At 40.2% G+C, this 18810-nt stretch carries 34 protein-coding genes and 2 pseudogenes; 18 read left to right on the top strand and 18 right to left on the bottom strand.

The window, feature by feature from the left end; all coding sequences use genetic code 11:
* The 6 genes and pseudogenes from rz1 to C5469_RS20740 form a co-directional block, all read right to left on the bottom strand.
* Positions 1 to 62: pseudogene (gene rz1 / locus C5469_RS24130) on the bottom strand (lysis system o-spanin lipoprotein Rz1); the annotation flags it as partial.
* A gap of 1 nt (position 63) precedes the next feature.
* Positions 64 to 381 (bottom strand): annotated as a pseudogene (locus C5469_RS20720) (lysis protein); the annotation flags it as partial.
* Positions 378 to 602 (bottom strand): hypothetical protein, encoded by a 225-nt coding sequence (locus C5469_RS20725; RefSeq protein ID WP_166310379.1) that lies wholly within the window; start codon positions 600 to 602, stop codon positions 378 to 380. The pseudogene C5469_RS20720 and the gene C5469_RS20725, both read right to left, overlap by 4 nt.
* 11 nt (positions 603 to 613) lie before the next feature.
* A complete protein-coding gene (locus tag C5469_RS20730; protein ID WP_390894059.1) occupies positions 614 to 1024 on the bottom strand; it encodes a structural protein in 411 nt (136 codons plus the stop codon).
* A gap of 5 nt (positions 1025 to 1029) precedes the next feature.
* Positions 1030 to 1356 carry a phage holin, lambda family gene (locus tag C5469_RS20735; protein WP_166310383.1) on the bottom strand — a complete coding sequence of 109 codons (327 nt, stop codon included), beginning with the start codon at positions 1354 to 1356 and terminating at the stop codon, positions 1030 to 1032.
* A 170-nt stretch (positions 1357 to 1526) separates the two neighbouring features.
* On the bottom strand, positions 1527 to 2480 hold the full coding sequence (locus tag C5469_RS20740; RefSeq protein WP_166310385.1) for a P63C domain-containing protein: 954 nt from the start codon (positions 2478 to 2480) through the stop codon (positions 1527 to 1529).
* A gap of 454 nt (positions 2481 to 2934) precedes the next feature.
* On the opposite strand from C5469_RS20740, the gene C5469_RS20745 reads away from it, so the two are divergent.
* Positions 2935 to 3099, top strand: a complete 165-nt coding sequence (locus C5469_RS20745; RefSeq protein WP_166310387.1) for a hypothetical protein — start codon at positions 2935 to 2937, stop codon at positions 3097 to 3099.
* A 16-nt stretch (positions 3100 to 3115) separates the two neighbouring features.
* A complete protein-coding gene (locus C5469_RS20750) occupies positions 3116 to 3562 on the top strand; it encodes a hypothetical protein (RefSeq protein WP_166310389.1) in 447 nt (148 codons plus the stop codon).
* Between the two features lie 252 nt (positions 3563 to 3814).
* Here C5469_RS20750 and C5469_RS20755 read toward each other — a convergent pair whose 3' ends face one another.
* The 12 genes from C5469_RS20755 to C5469_RS20805 form a co-directional block, all read right to left on the bottom strand.
* Complete coding sequence (locus C5469_RS20755) at positions 3815 to 4630, bottom strand: antitermination protein Q (protein WP_166310391.1); 816 nt, start codon at positions 4628 to 4630, stop codon at positions 3815 to 3817.
* Positions 4627 to 4833 carry a hypothetical protein gene (locus C5469_RS20760; protein ID WP_166310393.1) on the bottom strand — a complete coding sequence of 69 codons (207 nt, stop codon included), beginning with the start codon at positions 4831 to 4833 and terminating at the stop codon, positions 4627 to 4629. Before C5469_RS20760 ends, C5469_RS20755 begins: the two co-directional genes overlap by 4 nt.
* Positions 4817 to 5416, bottom strand: coding sequence for a recombination protein NinG (locus tag C5469_RS20765; protein ID WP_166310395.1), 600 nt, complete (start codon positions 5414 to 5416; stop codon positions 4817 to 4819). Before C5469_RS20765 ends, C5469_RS20760 begins: the two co-directional genes overlap by 17 nt.
* Positions 5417 to 5525: 109 nt before the next feature.
* Complete coding sequence (locus tag C5469_RS20770) at positions 5526 to 5969, bottom strand: YbcN family protein (RefSeq protein WP_166310397.1); 444 nt, start codon at positions 5967 to 5969, stop codon at positions 5526 to 5528.
* On the bottom strand, positions 5970 to 6170 hold the full coding sequence (locus C5469_RS23300; protein ID WP_036841554.1) for a hypothetical protein: 201 nt from the start codon (positions 6168 to 6170) through the stop codon (positions 5970 to 5972).
* Positions 6163 to 6369 carry a Lar family restriction alleviation protein gene (locus C5469_RS20775; RefSeq protein WP_036841551.1) on the bottom strand — a complete coding sequence of 69 codons (207 nt, stop codon included), beginning with the start codon at positions 6367 to 6369 and terminating at the stop codon, positions 6163 to 6165. The genes C5469_RS23300 and C5469_RS20775 overlap by 8 nt, the downstream gene beginning before the upstream one ends.
* A 12-nt stretch (positions 6370 to 6381) precedes the next feature.
* Positions 6382 to 7338, bottom strand: coding sequence for a primase-helicase zinc-binding domain-containing protein (locus tag C5469_RS20780; protein WP_011147136.1), 957 nt, complete (start codon positions 7336 to 7338; stop codon positions 6382 to 6384).
* A complete protein-coding gene (locus tag C5469_RS20785; protein ID WP_011147137.1) occupies positions 7301 to 8842 on the bottom strand; it encodes a DEAD/DEAH box helicase in 1542 nt (513 codons plus the stop codon). The genes C5469_RS20780 and C5469_RS20785 overlap by 38 nt, the downstream gene beginning before the upstream one ends.
* Positions 8843 to 8913: 71 nt before the next feature.
* Complete coding sequence (locus tag C5469_RS20790; protein WP_036841548.1) at positions 8914 to 9384, bottom strand: helix-turn-helix domain-containing protein; 471 nt, start codon at positions 9382 to 9384, stop codon at positions 8914 to 8916.
* Positions 9385 to 9608: 224 nt separating this feature from the next.
* On the bottom strand, positions 9609 to 9971 hold the full coding sequence (locus tag C5469_RS20795) for a hypothetical protein (protein ID WP_242689543.1): 363 nt from the start codon (positions 9969 to 9971) through the stop codon (positions 9609 to 9611).
* Positions 9972 to 10016: 45 nt separating this feature from the next.
* Complete coding sequence (locus tag C5469_RS20800; protein WP_166310399.1) at positions 10017 to 10334, bottom strand: CII family transcriptional regulator; 318 nt, start codon at positions 10332 to 10334, stop codon at positions 10017 to 10019.
* A 142-nt stretch (positions 10335 to 10476) separates the two neighbouring features.
* Positions 10477 to 10683, bottom strand: a complete 207-nt coding sequence (locus C5469_RS20805) for a Cro/CI family transcriptional regulator (protein WP_166310401.1) — start codon at positions 10681 to 10683, stop codon at positions 10477 to 10479.
* A 118-nt stretch (positions 10684 to 10801) separates the two neighbouring features.
* On the opposite strand from C5469_RS20805, the gene C5469_RS20810 reads away from it, so the two are divergent.
* The 16 genes from C5469_RS20810 (at position 10802) to C5469_RS23305 (ending at position 18658) form a co-directional block, all read left to right on the top strand.
* The gene (locus C5469_RS20810) at positions 10802 to 11245 is read left to right on the top strand and encodes a helix-turn-helix domain-containing protein (protein WP_242689544.1); all 444 of its coding nucleotides are present in this window, start codon (positions 10802 to 10804) and stop codon (positions 11243 to 11245) included.
* A gap of 197 nt (positions 11246 to 11442) precedes the next feature.
* A complete protein-coding gene (locus C5469_RS20815; RefSeq protein ID WP_166310405.1) occupies positions 11443 to 12294 on the top strand; it encodes a protein rexA in 852 nt (283 codons plus the stop codon).
* A 12-nt stretch (positions 12295 to 12306) separates the two neighbouring features.
* Complete coding sequence (locus tag C5469_RS20820) at positions 12307 to 12744, top strand: biopolymer transporter ExbB (RefSeq protein ID WP_166310407.1); 438 nt, start codon at positions 12307 to 12309, stop codon at positions 12742 to 12744.
* A 312-nt stretch (positions 12745 to 13056) separates the two neighbouring features.
* Complete coding sequence (locus tag C5469_RS23830; RefSeq protein WP_242689545.1) at positions 13057 to 13368, top strand: hypothetical protein; 312 nt, start codon at positions 13057 to 13059, stop codon at positions 13366 to 13368.
* 126 nt (positions 13369 to 13494) lie between these two features.
* Positions 13495 to 13818 carry a hypothetical protein gene (locus C5469_RS20830; RefSeq protein ID WP_113042463.1) on the top strand — a complete coding sequence of 108 codons (324 nt, stop codon included), beginning with the start codon at positions 13495 to 13497 and terminating at the stop codon, positions 13816 to 13818.
* Between the two features lie 15 nt (positions 13819 to 13833).
* Positions 13834 to 14007, top strand: coding sequence for a hypothetical protein (locus C5469_RS20835; protein WP_158536562.1), 174 nt, complete (start codon positions 13834 to 13836; stop codon positions 14005 to 14007).
* 61 nt (positions 14008 to 14068) lie between these two features.
* A complete protein-coding gene (locus C5469_RS20840; protein ID WP_166310409.1) occupies positions 14069 to 14341 on the top strand; it encodes a hypothetical protein in 273 nt (90 codons plus the stop codon).
* A gap of 67 nt (positions 14342 to 14408) precedes the next feature.
* A complete protein-coding gene (locus tag C5469_RS20845; RefSeq protein ID WP_166310411.1) occupies positions 14409 to 14726 on the top strand; it encodes a hypothetical protein in 318 nt (105 codons plus the stop codon).
* A 25-nt stretch (positions 14727 to 14751) separates the two neighbouring features.
* On the top strand, positions 14752 to 14904 hold the full coding sequence (locus tag C5469_RS20850) for a hypothetical protein (protein ID WP_166310413.1): 153 nt from the start codon (positions 14752 to 14754) through the stop codon (positions 14902 to 14904).
* A 206-nt stretch (positions 14905 to 15110) separates the two neighbouring features.
* On the top strand, positions 15111 to 15296 hold the full coding sequence (locus C5469_RS20855; protein WP_166310415.1) for a hypothetical protein: 186 nt from the start codon (positions 15111 to 15113) through the stop codon (positions 15294 to 15296).
* 1 nt (position 15297) lies between these two features.
* On the top strand, positions 15298 to 15555 hold the full coding sequence (locus C5469_RS20860; protein WP_166310417.1) for a hypothetical protein: 258 nt from the start codon (positions 15298 to 15300) through the stop codon (positions 15553 to 15555).
* 3 nt (positions 15556 to 15558) lie between these two features.
* Complete coding sequence (locus tag C5469_RS20865) at positions 15559 to 16377, top strand: PD-(D/E)XK nuclease-like domain-containing protein (protein ID WP_166310419.1); 819 nt, start codon at positions 15559 to 15561, stop codon at positions 16375 to 16377.
* The gene (locus C5469_RS20870) at positions 16370 to 17209 is read left to right on the top strand and encodes a hypothetical protein (protein ID WP_166310421.1); all 840 of its coding nucleotides are present in this window, start codon (positions 16370 to 16372) and stop codon (positions 17207 to 17209) included. The genes C5469_RS20865 and C5469_RS20870 overlap by 8 nt, the downstream gene beginning before the upstream one ends.
* A gap of 80 nt (positions 17210 to 17289) precedes the next feature.
* Positions 17290 to 17535 (top strand): hypothetical protein, encoded by a 246-nt coding sequence (locus C5469_RS20875; protein ID WP_166310423.1) that lies wholly within the window; start codon positions 17290 to 17292, stop codon positions 17533 to 17535.
* A gap of 15 nt (positions 17536 to 17550) precedes the next feature.
* The gene (locus tag C5469_RS20880; RefSeq protein WP_166310425.1) at positions 17551 to 18000 is read left to right on the top strand and encodes a zinc-finger-containing protein; all 450 of its coding nucleotides are present in this window, start codon (positions 17551 to 17553) and stop codon (positions 17998 to 18000) included.
* Positions 17993 to 18658 (top strand): hypothetical protein, encoded by a 666-nt coding sequence (locus C5469_RS23305; RefSeq protein ID WP_207629265.1) that lies wholly within the window; start codon positions 17993 to 17995, stop codon positions 18656 to 18658. The genes C5469_RS20880 and C5469_RS23305 overlap by 8 nt, the downstream gene beginning before the upstream one ends.
* The last annotated feature ends 152 nt before the right edge of the window (positions 18659 to 18810 follow it).

Here is an 18810-nt window from a genome sequence, read left to right on the forward strand (position 1 = left end):
GGTGAGAGTGAAATAATCCCTGATAGCGGGGTCTTCCAATCTGGGGCTGGCTGCATTAACCAAGCCGGAGGGGGAACCGGCTTCGCCCTGACTACAGGTTGCCGCGATACGCAACCGGCGACGACCATTGACAACATCATTGCGAAGAACGTCGATTTCAGATTTGGCATTGGCAAGTTCCTGTGTGTGCTTCACATCCAATTCGTTCAACATGGTAATGTGTGAGTTCTGATAGTCGATAGTGTCTGTGAGTTGCTGAATGTCTTCTTGCTGCTGCTTTGTAACATGACGTTCTCTCTGTAACGCAGAGTGATAGTAATACGCTGTCAGTGAAATAACGATTAGTGCGAGTATCGTGTAGTAATGAGCATTGAATTTCATGACCGTCTGCCAACAAATTGATTGTATTTCTCGTTTAAAAAACCGAATCCAAAAACAATTGGCATCAAAATAACAAACAGCGGCCACATGAGTGACATAAACATAATTAACCCAAAACTTTCCGGGTCATTAGATCGTTTTTCTATCAATGTAAAAATAATCAATGCCGCAATCACACCGAGAAAATAAATGACTGGAACCAGAATCTGAATAATGCTCATCACTCAATTCCTTATAGCAACTCAAACGCCCGTTCGAACGTCTCCGGTGAATAGGGTTGCTGATTTGCGTTCTCCATCTTGATAATACCTTCAGCTAAAGCGAACAAGGTTATCTTGTCTTGGGTAGATATACGCTCATCCGCAGAGACGCCCACCTTCTTAGCCGCAAACTGAATATAATTTTCCGTATTATTCTCGTGGGGCGGTGCGTAACGATTGATAATCTCTCTGACTGTATTCAGTTTGTGCTTGCGTTGGTAGTTTTGCAGCAATTTGAACAACGCCCGGATACCATACTCCGGCGACTCAAACCGGCAGAACCGAGGTTCAATCGTTGGATCAAGAGGTAATTGACCGAGCCAGTCGTTGAAACGGTTATAGTCAATATTGCCGGGATTATTGTTTCGTATGCCCCTGCTTATTATACTCATTCTTTTATCCCCGCTTTATTACGCAAAGTCCCGCGCATTAATTGGCCGAAAAAATCCGTTCCCAGATAGCCAATAATCACGCTGCCGATATAAGCCAGATCCGTACTCAGATTTAAGAAGACGAGCAAGTCACGAATAAACCATGCAATAAGTGCACACATCAGCGCGTCAATCATCGTCTTCCAGAACTTACCGCCGTTATATCGGCCTCTGAGGTAAGCCATTGTTGCAGCCAGTGCCGCCCCTAAACCTTGTTCTTTGACTGATAACAGCCATAACCATAGCTGCATCCAGATGTCAGGCTGCTTGTCCATGAGTTTCATATCCACCCCCATAAAATGGGCGTCCGTGGGGTGAACTATGTTACCCCTGTGAGTTGTAGTTAATTAAAGACGCCAACCGCAACAAAGATTGGAGTGTTGAGACGTTGCGGCGGCGAAATGAAAAACCCGCCGAAGCGGGTCGTGATGCTGATAAAGCGCCAAGGGCTAGGTTACTCTTTATTCATTCCATCATCTTGTTCTGTTTCTAAAATTAATTTCGGATGAACGGTGTCAACTAAGTCATAAAATTGCTCAGGGGTTTTTGATATTTTAAGCAAAGTGACAATAGATGCTAAGTGCTCTCTGAGTTTTGGGTGCCCAATATCATCAGTTAGCCACTGGTGTAATTTTGCTTTTCTCTCTGATTGAGAAGCCGCTTTTTTTAATTCAGGTAATAAATCGGGGGCTAGTCGGCTATAAACAACGTTGTTTGTGACGGTGCCAATGAAGCTTGGTCTCCAGTTCTTCTTTCCCGCAGGAGGGTAATCAAGACCGTAAATTCTGAAAAGCCCTTCGTAATAATCTACTGGGAAAGTGCTTACCCAAGGTTTCAGTTCCTTAGCTACAAATGCTTCTAAAATTTTAGCCAGAGCATCACGTTCTCGATCTCTTTGATAACCAGTAGCTTCATCAACAAGTGCTATTGCTCCAACCCTTGCAAGCGCTTTATAAAGTGCATTGGCTTTTATAGCTGTATTAATATGATTTCTTTGTTTTAATACACCCGCTTTATCCGCCTCTATCCATACCTCACATATCGCAGGTAAAAGTGTGACATCAACACCGTAAGCAGCACCACCTCCCGTTCTATAAACAATTGGCTCTGCTAATTCTCTCCTTAAATCATCTGGAATGAACTCATCTAATTCGCCAGCTTGAAGAACGTAAGGAAGTTGTCCGGGTCTTCCATTTGGAATCCATCTAGGCATTTTGGAGCCAATGGAAACACCAAACGTTTCAGCAAGTCCCCCAGTACCCTGCATAGAAATAACCCTTTTGCCATCGGGCAGTACGGCACATTGAACACCATTTGCTGCCATTACCCCAGTATGAGTGGCTTTTGGTGCTCCACGGATAATAGCGGACATAGCTGATGCTTTACGTGCTCTTTCTTTTGTGTTCATAAAGCGACCTTTTTTTATTAGTTGAGGCCATATTAGCTTAATGAAAAATAAACATCAAATTATAGCTAAAAATAAAATTAGCTATAAACAATATCATTTTATAAAAAAAATATTTAAATCATATGGTTAAATTCATTTAACTCTTAGCAAAAATCTATTTTAGCTAAAAAGTACGCCAATGTTTTGTTTAGCTATATTATTGGATCTTTTGGTCATTTTTTTAATAAAAACACACCGATATGTAACGCAATCATCGCCGAGGTTGTGTCTAGTATTTTTCATCTTCATGTTCCACCCCCGTTGGGGATTAAGATCCCGTTCAACGGGCGTGAAAAGAAAAAGGCCACACCAAAGTGTGACCGTAAATTGATGCCAGAATAAGCGACTGGCGGCACATGCCCCTATCTGCTATCGTTAAATCGCCAAAAGTAACCATGCAAACGAGGAAAATTAGATGGGAAAAGTAATCAAAACAAATAAGTTTATAGGTGACAGTATGCCACCTGGACTTGCCAGAAAAATATACGAGCAAGCCAAACAGCAACCACAACAATCACCAAATAAACCAAATGAACAATCTCCTGCTTCTTCGAGTGGAGGTTCTAGTAAAAACCAGTAAAAAATAAGGATAATTTATGAGCCGAGAAAACCTGCTATATCTAATCTACTATTCATACCAGCTTCACATGATGTTTAGTGTATTACTCGGTAGAATAGATAAAGTACTTTCATTTTTTCTACTCTTACTCGGCTCGTCCGTTATTGGTAACCTTGGGAATCAGGTCATTATCGGTATTGCAATAGCAGCCATTACTGCGCTTAGGATGGCATTTTCATTTGAGAAAACAGCCGAATCAGCCAGAAAACAATCTATACGCTATCTAAACCTATATACCATTCACGCTCTTACTGCTCCTGAACAGGAGTTAGCAAACTATGTTTCCGACATGCAAAATGACGATCATATTGTTTGGAGTCCTTTAGTTAATCCGGCAGACATAATCACAAGAAAACATCTTGGTGAGCCAGTAGACATAAAACTTACCCGTTGGGAAAGATTTATGTCATGCATAGCCAGATAGTGAATAAACCATTCTGTTTATTCAAATAAAAAGGCTACGCATTGCGTAGCCCGGAATTGATGCCACATCAGCCATTAGACAGACTGAAACTTTTATCTGAGAACGGGGGATGTGGGCTTTATATATGAAAAAACCCCGAGGAAACGAGGCTTAGGATTCTTTTGCTTTCAACGAAGTGCAATAACCCATCGTTGGGATAACGATAGGCCATTTTTCCGAAATCGTCAATATATATTTTTCACAAAATAACAATTAAAAAGAAATAAATTCTCTCTTTGTTAATTCTGATAAAATATAATCAGCACATTCCTCCTCTTTAAAGCATTCACTTACTAACCGTTCAAACAATGGTTGATATTTGTCATAGCAGGTTGTTTTAGATATCCCTGTTAGTGGCTTTATTACTTCAAAGACTTCTGTAAATTTCAGTCTTGAATATCCACGCCCTGAGCATTTAGGACATACTTTGTAAATCGGTACACTTTGCAACTTGGTCTGCTTTTCATCCAGAACTTGCCCACGTCCATTACAGCGACAAGAATGACTCACAGTACCCTTCCCTTTGCAAGACCTGCAAAGCACTCTACATGTTTCTTCTACCTCCCGAATTGAGGTAATAAAACGCTTAGGTTTTATGTTTAATGCCTTAGCAAGCATTCCTTCACTACTTCCGTATTTTGTAGTGAACTTACGAACGGAGATAAACCCACCTTCACAATCAGAACACGGCTTCTTGCTGGCGGCACTTCTCGCATAATCCTGAAATGCATAATTTGCGAGTAATTGCAGAACATTTTGCTTAACATTCTCATCAAGCTTATCAATGGCACTGTGTTTGTGAACCTGAGTCAGTGCATATTGATAGAGACTCTCCACCGCTTCATCTGAGCTATTGATCCCCTGTTTCGCCAAAAACAGTTCAATACCAAGCCTCGCTTTTGCGGACGCCAACCCTAGCGCGGCCATCACATCGGTAATTGAGAATGAATCAGTAGCAGTTGCGGCTGGAGAGTCACTAAACATGATCCCTTTGGGTGAAAAATACTTCGGTAGTAATTCAAGGTTCATTTTCCCACCTCTAATAAAACTGAATGACATTTGTCATACTTAGTTGAAAACATGACTGAGTGTTTTTTGCCCCTGACTCTCCGATCATGAATAACTTTCAGTGAACCATATTTGCATTGCAAAACAGCAAATGACCTGCCTGTGATTCCACTTCTGAAGCGAGCATCTTCTATCGCTGCTTCAATATCAGTGAAGATTGTCATTGCTTAAGCTCCTGAGCTTCTCTTTGTAGTAATCGCGGATCTGCTCGTAATCATCACGTTTCCATTTCGGCAAAGCATGATGAGACATCAATCTGTTGAATCGCTCTTGCCCAATTTTCTCAATCAGACAAGGTTTATAATTAATTATATTTCCCGATAAGTGATTATTACAGGGGGCGCATTGCTTATGAACATTATCTTCATCAAATCTCAATTCTGGATGAGCTTTAATTGTTAGATAATGCCCTGCGTGATATTGCCCATTATGAAATCTCCCACAACTAATACATGGCTGGTACTTATCTCTTTCTCTGATAAATGCATTAAACGCCTGCTGTGCCTGATTTCTAAAATAAGAGAGTGGCTTTACTGCTAACTTGCGTGCTTTAAGTTTATCTTTTTTCTCTGCTAATTCTTGTTGCTGTTTCTTTTTAAGTTCCCGCTCTGCTTTATCTCTGTCTCTATTCCGCTTCTTAATTGCTAATTCCGCGCCATGTTCTGGATTACACCAATAAATATTCGAATACTTTGGCATAAACCATTCGCAACATATTTTACACTTTCTCCTCACCGGCTTTTTCATTATTCCAGCTCCTAGATTTCTTGAATTTCAGATAATCCTATAATTTCAGGCGTGGTGAATAGACCAACCTCTAAATCACCGTCTATCATTCTGATTATCCAGTCTTTCATTATTTATCTTGCTCCTGTTTTAATTTCATATATTCGCTATTTGCCGGGATAGTCACGAAACAACCAATACTCACAGCCCATTGCTCAACTCTTTCCATAAACTGAAACATATCCCCTGTGTCGAGTTTTGATGTCCGCTTAAGCGTCCTGACACGCTCTGTAAGCTGCGTAGTGACATCCATTATCTCGATAACTTCATAGCCTAGGAATGTGTGTTTCAACATTTCCTTAACTTCTTCCAGTGAATATTTAGCGCCATTAGCACACAAATAACGACTTATCTCACCAAACCACAAATGTGCCGTGGCATTTTGAGATAATGAGCGTTTATTTTTCCAAGGTTTAATGATAATTCGATGCGGTTGTTTCGTTTGAAGTGTTTCTTTCAATATTTCCCATGCCTGAGATTTATTTGATTCATGAAAACAAAAATCAGCTTCCATTTATCCCCCATTATTTACTTTCTTATTCCATGCGATCTCTGATTCTTCTAGCGTTGGATATGATTGGCTTTCATTTTGACAGCGACGGCATTTGTGATAATGCCACCTGCCTTTACTTTCATCGTTATAATCACGCAGCACCCAGCAATTGATAGCTTTACCGCCACATTTACATGGTAGAAATGTTCTTTCTTCACTCATCGTTATTTACTCTCTTATTCCAGGCTTTGATTGCCATTTCATGCTGTCGACGGATATCATCATTAATAAACTGGGCTGTTTGTGCATCACAATTGAAGCATCTGACAATTGATGAACGATACGGACAGTCATCTTCATATTGCCGAAATACTCCAACATCTTTGCTACCGCAAAACGGGCATGGCTTAATTTCCTTCATATCAAAAATCCTTCATCTCTGTAACTGCTCTTGAAATACTTTGGCACCATTGATCAGCATATCGTTGAAATCCCCGGCTTCGGGCCAACGAATGCTGACAAGTTCCACATCATTGTTACTCAGAATATTTTTATTACCACACTCAAACGCCGCAGCAAGCCCTGTCCCGTTACTGTCCCTGTCTGCGAAAATAATTAAGTGTTTCACTCCCTTGGGAGCGCGGAACTTCCGTAAAAATCCGGCATTCAGAGTTGACCAGGTGTTGCAGCCGTATATCTGTTTGCATGACAATGCTGTTTCTATCCCTTCTGCTATCCCCAAAGTTGAAGAGACTGGAAACATGCGGATAGCAATGGAATTAGCAAAGTTCAGATAGTTATCTTCCTGCAATTTCAGCATCCGCTTATTACCGTCAAAATCCGCTTTTTTCTCTCCGTCTAGTACCGTTCTATGGAGATAACAGCCTGCCCCTTTATCATCCGTAGCAATTGACCAGATAGCCTGCTTATTCCCAAATGGCGTTTTTTCTTCCGTATTGAAACGAATATGGCCGGACGGTAATTCAAATATGCCGCGATTGAACAAGTAGTGTTGAGCGGCGGTATCGTTTAGCGGGGGTAGTGTTGAAAATTTACTGATGACTTTTACACGGATTGTTTGAGTTTCTGGCTGTTGCTGCTTATCATGACCTCGTTTGTAGTTGTAACTGTTTCCTATTAGTGAATCAATTTCTCTTGCTAATGTCTTGAAATCTTTTCCTTGGGTTAGTTCTAGCAGCTTCCACCCATCACCGGCACCGCAACTACATATCCACGATCCGGTACCGTCCTTGTCATCGCATCGGTATTTTCCTTTTCGCTTACATGCTGGACACTCTCCTGCATAATGTTTCTTTCCTGTAACATTGGGTAAATCGTAGTATTCAAAAATTTCAGGCCACCGCCCTCTCACTGCTTCCACTGTTCGCATTTTTCTGTTTCTCCTGCATCTTTGCCCACGCGATTTGTTTAGAACGAATGAAGTTGTAAACTTCCGGTGAGATTTCAATTAAGTGATCGCTTAAGCCGTGCGGCCAGACACCGAACTTTTTCTTGTATGTATGAGCGCACCAGCCATCGGAAATGGGTTTCCCCTGATTTTCCCGTTCACGCTGATAATATTTAATTTGTGACCACCAGCTTTGTTTCTCTTCCTTGCTGTAAATTCGCTCGTTCTTCCCTAATTTTTTCAGCCCGCGAGACTCATCAACATCAACGTTCTCACCAGCAAGCGGCTTGAAACCGCATTTCGGGCAAACATAGACGCCAGCCGGTTTCATGTAATGACAGCCATGGCATTCTTTCGGGATTTTCTCTTGTTTGACTTTCTCGCTAAAACTTGATGAAGATTTCATGCCATCATTTTTGGATGGCAACTTGTCATACTCAATTTCATCAGGGAAGCCGAGAAGATGGACGCTGCCACTGTGATCGAATATCAAGCATTTATCTTTGCCCTTCGCTGTTCTCAACCCTCGCCCAAGGCATTGCACCCATCTGATTTCTGATTTTGTAGGCCGGGCATAAATGATACAGCGCACGTCACTATCAAACCCGGCAACAAGTACACCGACATTGACGATGATTTTCGTCGCACCCTGTTCAAACCTGTTAATGATCAACTGCCGCTCATCATGTGGGGTTTCTGCTGTCATCACTTCGGTGTTAATACCAGACTTGTTAAACTCCATCGTGACATAGTTAGCGTGCTTAACATTCACACAAAAGCAGATTGTTGGCCGGTCCTCGCCGTTCTCCAGCCAGTTCCTGACGATATTGCCCACCAGCGTTGAATCGCCCATGATCTGGGCTAGTTGCTCCTCGTTATAGTCATTACCAAAAGCCGCTAAACTTGTTGTTTTCACGCCGGTCAAATCGGGCCTGTCGGGCGCATAGAACTCATATTTGCTCAGATCCCCAATGCTAATGAGTTCTTTCATCGTCGTTGGCTTAATCAACTTCTCGTAATATTTACCCATCCACGTCGCAAATGGCGTTCCTGATAAGCCAACAACTCGAATGTCGCTATCTCTGATAATTTCCAGTAACTTACGGCGCTTCATGTGGGCTTCATCAATGATCAGTAAGTCGATGTTGTCTGGAAACTCACGACGAATAAGCGTGTCAGCCGAAGCAATTTGAATTAGTCGATCTGGGTCATGTAGTGGATGATTTCGCCAAACGTAGCTGATTTGATCTGCTGGCAGTCCGTATTCAACGAACCGGGTCGCAGTCTGATCGAGAAGTACTGTGTACGGGGCTACGAACATCACTCTCATACCATGACTGACAAATCCGTCAGCAATAAACGCCGCTATTGCTGTTTTTCCAAAGCCTACACTGGCCGATAATAAAAACGTTCGATGTTTTTTCCAGTCATGACGAAGCATGTTAAGCGCGGTGACCTGCTTAACCTTCGGTGTTATATTTAACATATTGAATCCTTTGAAAGTCGGTTCGGGGTCGCTCGCCAAAGTTTCCGAATCGATTTTTATTGATGATTTCGCTATGTTTCCTCTTCAAACGTAGCGGGAACAGTGAATGAATCTGTAGCAGCGCTGGCAGGGTTCAATCTGTATTTCACATTTCTTGCCCGGTTTGATTCAGCAAAAAACAACGCGGTATCTCGTAACTCCCGCTTGCCTTTCCAGAACCCATCCGGGTTTATCTCGTAAACTTTGCTGTACCTGCTGCGTATCATCCCTGACTCTTTCAGGGTTTTTATCGATCTGTACACCGCACTTTTTGACAAGCCGGTTTGTGATATGAGCGTTGATACATCGACCATCAGCGCCCCTGTCTCTTTGTCCATGTCCTTGATCATTTTTAAATACAAAATTATTGTTGCGTTATCTCTCTCTTGTGCACATTTAGTAATAAAATCAATACCTTTGTCGTATGCCTGAATGAATATATGGCCTTTAGTGTCATGATTGGGTATAATTTCAACATCGTGTATTTTTGACTGCTTAGTCATCACTTCACCCGCCAAATTACTTATAACCCACTGTTTTTAAAGACTTTCCCATACTGTGGGACAAATTGTCCCATACTGTGGGAAAAACGCATTTTTAACCTATTGATTTTAAACATATTTTTAAGTCGTCCCTTCTATGATTCTATATGTCAGATTCTGTGACTCGATCCGCCGTTGACCTTGACCTTGTTTTCCGGGTTTTGGCCTTGTGCAAACCTCGACTTTCAGCACTTACCAGAAAAGAACCCTCCACGGTGTTTAAGCGGCTCCGGTATGGGCTGGTTTTGCTGGATAGTGCCTGTTTTCAGCAACTCAGTGGGGGTTGTTACATACCCCTGACTGAACGCAGCATATTTCCTGACAAACTCCCTAAGCCGGATATTTGCATGACGCCGTGCGATGTTATCTTTCCGGTACGATACCGGCTCTTCATCCCAAGCCGCTTCATACACTTCTGAATAACGCACCGTGATTTTTCCGCGAGTGGACGGATCGAGCTGCAACAGCATTTCTCGAATCCATTTTTCATCATCACGAAAGAAATTCGCCGGCATCAAGACATTGACGTGATAGTCGAAACTGTCCATAATCACCTCGCTATGTTAGGGGAAAGTGAGAGCTCCCCTATTGACTTATATTTGATTAGCCTCATCTGCTGTAACAGACGGGGCGCTTTCTCTTAAGTGAGATAGCATCTCTTGCAACGCTTTAGCTATCTGTGCTGTTTCTTCTCCATGAATGATCACTTCGCTTACAGGGGTTTCAAACCCAATAGCAGCCAGTAACTTAGCGGCTTTAGTAACAAAGCCCGTCTCTTCTGCTTGCCAGCGGCTTATCTGTGATTGATGCACGCCAACCGCATCAGCAACATGCTTCGGACCGGTAACGATGATCCCCTTTCTTATTCGTGACTCGATTTCTTTAGTTTTGCGTTCCATTGCGATATTCATTTGTCATACTTTCCTAAATTAATTAAAAAGTTAATAACCCAATAATTGGGCTACGCTCCCCGTTTGGCAGGGAATCCCTATTGCTTAAACAGGGAATCTACACTTTGTAGCGTAGGACGCGGATTGTTAAAGAGCATGCGAGCTATACCGGCTCGCGCGGTTTATTTACCTGGCTTGGAAACGGCTTAATTTCCTCAGCTTCAATTCGCCCATCACTGTGAACAATTACAGTGATCTTTCTCCCAATAGAGAGAGCTTTGCTAATTGCGCTTTGGTTAATTCCAAATAAAGCAGCTGTTTCTTCTTGACCATTTTTGGATACAAAATCTGATAACGGAATTCTGTCCATAGGATTCTCCTAAACAATAACAACACAAGTATCACTCATAGTAATAAAATAGTCAACACTAACGGTGATTTGTAATTATGACTTTAAGTTATAAAATCTAACGATGAAGAAGATTCCATTGACAGATAGTCAAATTGATGACGCACAACGTCTCAAAGCGATTTATGAAGCGAAGAAAAAAACATTGGGGCTTTCCCAAGATATATTGGCTGAAAAAATCGGAATGGGTCAAAGTGGTGTCACGCAATTATTAAATGCAAAAAATGCAATAAATGTATTCCATGCAGCAAAGTTCGCTAAAGTTCTTGAAATCAATATTGATGACTTTAGCCCCTCTCTTGCTGCTGAAATCGCAGAATTGGCAAAATATATCGTTGATAAAAATGGAAAGAATGAGATATCTAAACGTTTAACTCAAGAACAAGAAGAATTGCTTAATATTTATCATGGACTGCCAAGCGAAGAAGCTCAAAAATTTCTACGCGAGATGAAAGCCAAGAAAGCACATTTTGATAAAATTTTTGAAGAGATGCTTGCGAAGAGGGGCAGTAAAGCAGGTTAATGATATAAATTTCAAGTGCAAATATTAACGTGTGAAATTGTTACATTTGTCATGTTTTTAATAATCAAAGTGTTTCCCGTTCGCGGGGATAATGGCTGTCGAGACTATGCAGCCGCATAAATAGCCGCAAGGTATCCATTAACAAGAAACCAAGTGTGAGATAAAAACCAATTTATTCAATCCAATAGGAATACTTGATGAAAATAAACTTTTATGCGATCTATTCTCAAAATCAGCGCACTAAAGACAAGTACAAGTTAGATCTGCTAGATTTACTGAATAAAAAAATTATTGAGCCAAAATCTCATGCTTTAGATTGTGAAACTCACCATCTTTATTTACATCGTATTGATGACAAAACGTTTCTTTTTACAAAAACCAGTGATAGCGAGTTAATAAAAAAAATTAACAGATCAAATTCCTCTGTGAAAGACATCAGGGACAGCCTTACTGAAGACGAATCATTAGGGTTTCCCTCTTTTATCTTCATTGACGGGAATGTGATGGGGTTTGCCTCTTCAATGTACGGCCCTAGAACAAGGGAACTAGCTGAATTCGTAAAAAATAAAAACCTTATTCAGCATAAACACCACTATATGGTAGCAGAGCCATTGATGAGAGATATGTCAAAAGATGATGCTCTTAAAATGGATTTCATTGGTAGGACCACACTAAGAGTTGAGACAGGTAACAGAATATGTAGTGAAATACTAAAAGGGTTAGGCTGCAAAAAAATAGAAGAAGAATTACTCGACGGGTTGGAAATTATTATAAAACCCAAAAGAAACAAAGATATAAAAGGCATAACTAAAGATATTATAACCAATAAAAACAATTCATTCAGTGATGTTCATATCAAAGCCAGAGAAGAGGCGGCAGATATACTAACTGAGTACTATCTCTCTGGCAAAGGACATCTAGGCGCCAACTTATACAAAGCATCCAATGCAGATGTTGCTGAAGAAATCCAGTATTGCTTCATTCGAATGAAGACATCTATAATAAAAAGTTTTGATCAAACGTTAGGTGATGAGCTGAAACAAACTTAAATAGGGGGTTACATGAGTAGAAAACACAAGGTTAGACTAGCCTTTATCCTCATATTAGTACCCTACTTATTAGTGATCTTGGCTTGCTGCGTGTTTAAGCATTACCAGCCCGAGCTTTCATTCACAAAGAATAGAGAGGTGCTAGGCGCGGCAATGAGTTCTTATGCTGGAACTACAATAGCAATACTGATAGCAGCCCTGACGTTTGTTATTGGGCTAAGGGGAAGAAATATAGCTAAACTTGAACGCTATGGATACATGACATCTGTAATTATTATGTATTCACTTAGTTTTGTTGAGCTTGGTATTCTTTTCTTTACAGGAGTGCTTTTGATGTCGAATCTGGAAGGGATACCTCTGTCATCGATAGCTATAATCATAGCCGCCTCATCCTTCATGCATATCTGCTTTCTACTAATTCAACTATTTAATTTCTCTAAAGAACAATAAATTCTAATAAGCCACCCACCCGGTGGCTTTTTTATGCCCTCCCCCGCCAAATCAGCTCAAATCTCCCCATCCAGAAAAATTTTTTCAAAATAAATTGTCTGTAAAAACAAGGTTATCACTCATAGTAATAAAATATTATCACCGTTAGTGTTGACTATTTTATTACTATGAGTGATACTTCAATCATCAAAGGCACACAAGATAGCGAACAGGCAAGGAAAGCCCACGAAGTAGCCGCTACCGGCGTATGAAAAGGTAGATGATTCGCAAGTGCTAAGAAACAGACGCAACGAACAATAGAGGATAGTCACGATGAACGCATACAACAACGGCGCATACCACAACAACGCATACCACAACGGCGCATACTACAGCTACACATACAACAACAAAGCATACTACAACAACACATACTACGACAACGCAACAATGTACGTAGATAAATTCACGGGTAAGCAATATCTCGTACAAAACCGCAACAGCGGAAGAGTTACACAGTATGCACCAAACGTACAGGTGTATCACGACTGGTCATGTGAAGATGGCGGCAAATTATGCACTACAGTTTTCAAAAGCCGCAAAGAACTAAATAGCTGGCTTCGCATGATGGGATTCAAGAACTAACTAAAAGGAAGTTCCGCTCTTTAACAATATGACGATTAATCGCTCTGAATAAGTGTTAGAGCAACCCCACGAGTAGGTTTTGGTGTGGAAGTCCACAACTAAAACTTACTGAGGAGGCAAAAAAATATGGCTACTTCAAACCGTCCTGTTCTCACTCTTAAGAGTCTGGCAGACAGCGAAATTAAACCAACTGTCACTGTTAAGCCCAAAAAAGACAATGCAAAGTCTCGTCGCCTGGCAAAACAAATGGCTTTTTGGGATAAAAAACGCGCTGAGTATGAAGCAAAACCCAGAAGTCGTTCAGTTGATGAAATTATCGATTCAATTATTAAGCCAGTCGATGAAACTGATGTCATTGCAAATCTGATTATTGCTTTAAAGAGTAATGATAAGCCGGAAATTACGGGTAGTCGCTGTTTGCAAGATGCTTGGCTTTATTCAGTTAGATAATATGAGGCATTAATTATGAAAAAATCATTTTATGTTGTCGCTGGGAAATATGTAGAGTACGAAGGCGAACAAACTGAGGATATCAAATTCGCTCATTCTTTCAACACAATGGAAGAAGCAGAGAAATGCGTTATTGAAAATGAATTAACAGTGTGCCAGATATGCCGAATTGAAGTTTATTTCAATTAACTAATTACAGCTCATTTATAGATTGAGTGGGCTGTGGTGAGTTAATCATAGGAGAATAAAAGTGGAACTAACAGCAGAACATCAGAATTATATGAAATGTATCGCAAATGATATTATCAATCTTTTCGAAGATAAAAATCAGTTGCTTGAAATAGTAAAAGAGAACGGAGATTTATATAACTCACTTTTCGAAGCTTGTACTAAAGACTTTTTCAAGCGTCAAAAAGATATGTGTGAAATTGCAATTACAGACATGTCAAAATGCTCAAATATAGTGCCACTTGCAATTCTAAAGCATATGCAAGATAACAATATGATTGCATTAAAAGTTTAATTTCGCCACACCGGGAAAATAGGGAGTTACTGGCAGGGATGCTATTAATTAAATAGAGGATTAAACAATGTCAGACAATAAAAGACACGTGCACGCTGATTCAATGCTTGAATATGCGATTGATGCTTCGAAGACAGATAAGCCTTGGGAGCTGTGGGAACAATTATGTTCTGATGAAACTGGAGGAAGTAACAGGCTTATTCCTGTAGAGGTCACTAGCACTGATGGTGTCATAGCATCAGAACTAGATCCAATTGGAGACGTTCAGGAGCTTAAAAAAGAACTAGCAGCGTTAGGTATGACAACTAATGAGGCAATAGAAATTTTACGTAAGTCTAGGTTGAGTAAGCAGGATCAAAGGAGAGCTGGGAGGCAGGCTTGCTGAAATACAACGTCAGAAAGACGAAGAAATGCGACGGCAGGCTGACATTGAGCATCGTAAACGCATTAACAATGAATCTCTGCAAGAGTTAATTAAAGCCGGAATCACGGAAGAATGTGCAAAAAATTGCATTAAAGTTATTGCTTCTGGAAATACGACTCACTTAAAAATCATCTATTAATTATGAAAATAAACAAACATATTTTTAGTTTAGCTCAGTCTAAAGCCAGAATGGCACATAATATAGATAGCCAAATAATATGGAATATAGCAATGCAATATTTGAGATTAGCATATGAGTATGATTAAAGAGTGGCTCTTTGCTATGTTATATCCGTCTTGTTTGATTCTGTTTGCAACAATTATTTTAATCTTCGTGAGGTAATTATGCTTATAGTCAATTGTGACTCTTTTAAAAGCTTTACAAAAAATAAAGGATTTGAGATTGAGGTTGAAGATGGATATTTCATAACAAAAGGAACTGCTGCGGAAATCATTGGAAACTCTAATCTTTGCTTCAATGAAATAAAGGAATATTTCGAGCAAAAGGGATACAAAATCGAGGCTTTATAATATGAATCCATACGCTACTCAAGATGAACTTGAGGAAAAAAGATGGAATGATTTTCACACGGAATGTTTCAGGGAAGAAATTGAAGGCATGGATGCTGAAACCATTTATAATAAACTCCCGCTCGAATCCACCAAGCTATTCTCAGATATAACAAATAAATATTTCGGCAGTATATTTGAAGACAATATCGAAGCAATGAATTTGCTCAATGACTTCTTATATGCAGCGTGTCTATTGGCAGTAAAACAAAAGGGGTAAACAATGAAACCCGGTATTTATTATGATATATCGAATGAAGATTATCATTCCGGGGCTGGAATAAGTAAGTCACAGCTTGATGATATAGCAATAAACCCAGCCATTTTTCAATGGAGGAAAATGGCCCCAACTGATGAGGAAAAAACAAAAGCTCTGGATATAGGAACGGCTCTTCATTGTTTATTATTAGAACCGAATGAATTTAGCAATCGATTTATTGAAGCGCCGGAGTTTAATAGACGAACAAATGTAGGGAAAGAAGAGGAAAGGGAATTCCGTTCTCGATGCGCAAACTCAGGGAAAATAGTCATGGACTACGAACAACATCGGAAACTGAAAATTATGCGTGAGAGTGTCATGTCTCACGCAGGAGCCAGATATTTACTTGATGCAGAAGGACACTGCGAAGCATCAATTTATTGGAATGATACAGAAACAGGAGAGTTATGCAGGATTAGACCGGATAAGTTTTTAAAAGAAAGATCTTTGATTGTTGATGTGAAAAAAGTTGCTGACATGAGTAGATTTTCACGACACATCGAAGAGTTTAGATACCACGTTCAAGCAGCAATGTATTGTGAGGGATTTAAGCAGCATTTTGGGCAATCCCCGTCATTCGTCTTCATTGCTGTTAGTGAGTCAATAAATTGCGGTAGATACCCGGTTCGATTGTTTGTTCTTTGTGATGATGATCACGATGTTGGTTATTCATTATTTAGACGTGATATCGAAACATATCACACGTGCAAGGCATCAGATAATTGGGGCCTTGGTTTTGAAATAATTCAACGCCCGAAATGGGCAAGGAACAGAGATGAATAACGTAGTAGCAAACCCATTTGGCCCGGCAGGACAATCAGCTCAACAGGGAACCGGGATGATTGCCGTTGAACAACAAAGAGCCATACAGGAAGTCCAGGCGGCAATGATAATCGCCAAAAAATTCCCGCGCGACCCAATTGTCGCAATGGATAAAATTTTGCAAGCATGTACTCGTCCTACGCTGGCCGAGGGTGCGTTGTATTCATATAGCAAAGGAGGGGCAGCAGTAACAGGGCCTAGCATCCGTCTCGCTGAAGCGCTTGCTCAAAACTGGGGGAATATTCAATTTGGTATTAGAGAGCTGGAACAGAAAAACGGCGAATCGTCTGTTGAAGCGTTCGCGTGGGATATTGAAACAAATACTCGTCAAGTTAAGACCTTTACTGTTCCACACGTCAGGTATACACGCAATGGCAAGAAAAAGCTGGAAGACCCGCGAGATATCTACGAAATGGTAGCAAACCAAGGTTCAAGACGTCTTCGCGCATGTATCCTCGGAGTCATACCGGGTGACGTTATTGAAGCCGCAGTGGGTCAGTGTGAGGTCACTTTGAACAGCCATGCTGACACGTCAGCAGAAGCTATTAAAAAGATGGTCGAGGTCTTTAAAAATGAATTTGGTGTTACAAGTGAACAAATTCAGAAACGTATACAGTGTCGTGTTGAAGCAATGCGTCCCGCCCAAATGGTCCAAATGAAAAAAATCTATGCGAGCTTGCGTGATGGAATGTCAAGCATAGATGACTGGTTCGAGAAATCAGAAACAACTCAAAATAAAGTTGATGAGCTAAATAATATGGGGAATTCAACAAATGACAGAGGAACAGAATAAATATATCGGCATACCTATTACCAATATCTAACCTTCCCTATCACTATATCACTACGCCGCATAAGCAGCGGAGGATTATTATGACAGTCCAAAAAATGGAAGCTATCGTTTACTACTCTCACACAAGAAAAAGGAGATATTTCAGCAAAAATGCGGCAATTAAGGGTGAAGCCAATGCTCGAATATATAAAAAGTATCCACTAGAACAAATGGAATCCGAGAGCGGACGCGTTACTTATCCGGGTTATGACATAGCTGTAGATCATCCTGAATTTTACCGACGAGCAATTCGATATTTAACTTATTTACTCAAGAAAAATACATGATTCAGGAGACTTGTTATGGAAAAAACACCGTGGAATCCAAGTGTTAAAGCAATCCAGCGGGTTAAAGACCCGTTACCAATTCCGACAGAATGCAGATATTGCAAAGGCGACGTAACAATAGCAAGTCACAAGGAAGTGTTCGGGAGGAATTATAGCAAGTGGCCGTGGTTATATATTTGTACTGAGTGTAGGGCTTATGTCGGCATGCATCAGTTTACTTGTATCCCACTCGGTACGCTGGCAAATAAAGCAACTCGGAACGCTAGAATGAATGGTCATTATCATTTTGAGGAAATGAGAGAAAAATGTAATTTAGGGCGAACGGACGCGTATAAATTTCTAGCAAGAAAATTAGGAATTAATTTCAGTGAATGTCACTTCGGCTGGTTCGATATTGACACGTGTTATCGAGCGAAAGAAATTTGTGAAAATATGATTATTAAAAAAGGTAATTATCATGACTAAAAATACAGAATCTTTAATATCCGCATGTCAAGAATTAGCAAGAACTGCGAATTGTGACGATTATTTAATTTTGAATGAGATTGCAGATAGATTGGAATTTCTTCGTAAAGAACACGATAGCTATAAAGAAATGTTTATTGAATCGTGCTTGGGCCTTGCTGCTATAGCTCGCGCTGCTGGAATTAAAGAAGAGAATGATTCGGGGTCGCCGGGCCAAGTAATAGAGAAAATTAACTCAATGCTTAATATAGATTGGAATTTCACAGAGCATCCAGATATTAAAGCTGGCGAAGAAATAAAATGCTGGGCTTATGTGGAAAGAACTATTCGACAATTTGATTATTGTGATGTAGATGAGAATGGAAAGGCTCAATATCATTATCACCCAGTTGAATATAAACGTTATGTTACTACTTTAACTTATCAAAACAAACCGAGCCCTACGGGAGAACATATTTTGTCGCGGCATGATGATATTCCAGAATGGGCAACACAAAATTATGAATATGACTGGGTTCATAGTGTGGGTTGGTGTTTAGAATATAATCATCCTGATTACACTTATTACTATGAAGAATTAGATAAAAATCAAAAAGTTTTAGCGTGGGCAGAACTTAAATATCCATTGTCACCGGAACTAGATCTAGATAATGAATGAATACTTATGTCATCACTTTTATTTTATCTGGAAACGAATGTTCAAGCGATACATGATAAATACTCTCGTGTATCGCGGCACTAATTTATCAGAAGCAAAAGACATTGCTGCATGTGAAATTGAAACATATTCTAAAAAGCGTGGATATTGGA

Source organism: Photorhabdus cinerea, from assembly GCF_011189575.1.
Taxonomy (GTDB): Bacteria; Pseudomonadota; Gammaproteobacteria; order Enterobacterales; family Enterobacteriaceae; genus Photorhabdus; species Photorhabdus cinerea.

Excerpts from the sequence above, each read along its gene's own strand:
- C5469_RS20725 (WP_166310379.1), bottom strand. The coding sequence starts at position 602 with ATGAGCATTATTCAGATTCTGGTTCCAGTCATTTATTTTCTCGGTGTG.
- C5469_RS20735 (WP_166310383.1), bottom strand. The coding sequence starts at position 1,356 with ATGAAACTCATGGACAAGCAGCCTGACATCTGGATGCAGCTATGGTTA.
- C5469_RS20740 (WP_166310385.1), bottom strand. The coding sequence starts at position 2,480 with ATGAACACAAAAGAAAGAGCACGTAAAGCATCAGCTATGTCCGCTATT.
- C5469_RS20745 (WP_166310387.1), top strand. The coding sequence starts at position 2,935 with ATGGGAAAAGTAATCAAAACAAATAAGTTTATAGGTGACAGTATGCCA.
- C5469_RS20750 (WP_166310389.1), top strand. The coding sequence starts at position 3,116 with ATGAGCCGAGAAAACCTGCTATATCTAATCTACTATTCATACCAGCTT.
- C5469_RS20755 (WP_166310391.1), bottom strand. The coding sequence starts at position 4,630 with ATGAACCTTGAATTACTACCGAAGTATTTTTCACCCAAAGGGATCATG.
- C5469_RS20760 (WP_166310393.1), bottom strand. The coding sequence starts at position 4,833 with ATGACAATCTTCACTGATATTGAAGCAGCGATAGAAGATGCTCGCTTC.
- C5469_RS20765 (WP_166310395.1), bottom strand. The coding sequence starts at position 5,416 with ATGAAAAAGCCGGTGAGGAGAAAGTGTAAAATATGTTGCGAATGGTTT.
- C5469_RS20770 (WP_166310397.1), bottom strand. The coding sequence starts at position 5,969 with ATGGAAGCTGATTTTTGTTTTCATGAATCAAATAAATCTCAGGCATGG.
- C5469_RS23300 (WP_036841554.1), bottom strand. The coding sequence starts at position 6,170 with ATGAGTGAAGAAAGAACATTTCTACCATGTAAATGTGGCGGTAAAGCT.
- C5469_RS20775 (WP_036841551.1), bottom strand. The coding sequence starts at position 6,369 with ATGAAGGAAATTAAGCCATGCCCGTTTTGCGGTAGCAAAGATGTTGGA.
- C5469_RS20780 (WP_011147136.1), bottom strand. The coding sequence starts at position 7,338 with ATGCGAACAGTGGAAGCAGTGAGAGGGCGGTGGCCTGAAATTTTTGAA.
- C5469_RS20785 (WP_011147137.1), bottom strand. The coding sequence starts at position 8,842 with ATGTTAAATATAACACCGAAGGTTAAGCAGGTCACCGCGCTTAACATG.
- C5469_RS20790 (WP_036841548.1), bottom strand. The coding sequence starts at position 9,384 with ATGACTAAGCAGTCAAAAATACACGATGTTGAAATTATACCCAATCAT.
- C5469_RS20795 (WP_242689543.1), bottom strand. The coding sequence starts at position 9,971 with ATGGACAGTTTCGACTATCACGTCAATGTCTTGATGCCGGCGAATTTC.
- C5469_RS20800 (WP_166310399.1), bottom strand. The coding sequence starts at position 10,334 with ATGAATATCGCAATGGAACGCAAAACTAAAGAAATCGAGTCACGAATA.
- C5469_RS20805 (WP_166310401.1), bottom strand. The coding sequence starts at position 10,683 with ATGGACAGAATTCCGTTATCAGATTTTGTATCCAAAAATGGTCAAGAA.
- C5469_RS20815 (WP_166310405.1), top strand. The coding sequence starts at position 11,443 with ATGAAAATAAACTTTTATGCGATCTATTCTCAAAATCAGCGCACTAAA.
- C5469_RS20820 (WP_166310407.1), top strand. The coding sequence starts at position 12,307 with ATGAGTAGAAAACACAAGGTTAGACTAGCCTTTATCCTCATATTAGTA.
- C5469_RS23830 (WP_242689545.1), top strand. The coding sequence starts at position 13,057 with ATGAACGCATACAACAACGGCGCATACCACAACAACGCATACCACAAC.
- C5469_RS20830 (WP_113042463.1), top strand. The coding sequence starts at position 13,495 with ATGGCTACTTCAAACCGTCCTGTTCTCACTCTTAAGAGTCTGGCAGAC.
- C5469_RS20835 (WP_158536562.1), top strand. The coding sequence starts at position 13,834 with ATGAAAAAATCATTTTATGTTGTCGCTGGGAAATATGTAGAGTACGAA.
- C5469_RS20845 (WP_166310411.1), top strand. The coding sequence starts at position 14,409 with ATGTCAGACAATAAAAGACACGTGCACGCTGATTCAATGCTTGAATAT.
- C5469_RS20850 (WP_166310413.1), top strand. The coding sequence starts at position 14,752 with ATGCGACGGCAGGCTGACATTGAGCATCGTAAACGCATTAACAATGAA.
- C5469_RS20855 (WP_166310415.1), top strand. The coding sequence starts at position 15,111 with ATGCTTATAGTCAATTGTGACTCTTTTAAAAGCTTTACAAAAAATAAA.
- C5469_RS20860 (WP_166310417.1), top strand. The coding sequence starts at position 15,298 with ATGAATCCATACGCTACTCAAGATGAACTTGAGGAAAAAAGATGGAAT.
- C5469_RS20865 (WP_166310419.1), top strand. The coding sequence starts at position 15,559 with ATGAAACCCGGTATTTATTATGATATATCGAATGAAGATTATCATTCC.
- C5469_RS20870 (WP_166310421.1), top strand. The coding sequence starts at position 16,370 with ATGAATAACGTAGTAGCAAACCCATTTGGCCCGGCAGGACAATCAGCT.
- C5469_RS20875 (WP_166310423.1), top strand. The coding sequence starts at position 17,290 with ATGACAGTCCAAAAAATGGAAGCTATCGTTTACTACTCTCACACAAGA.
- C5469_RS20880 (WP_166310425.1), top strand. The coding sequence starts at position 17,551 with ATGGAAAAAACACCGTGGAATCCAAGTGTTAAAGCAATCCAGCGGGTT.
- C5469_RS23305 (WP_207629265.1), top strand. The coding sequence starts at position 17,993 with ATGACTAAAAATACAGAATCTTTAATATCCGCATGTCAAGAATTAGCA.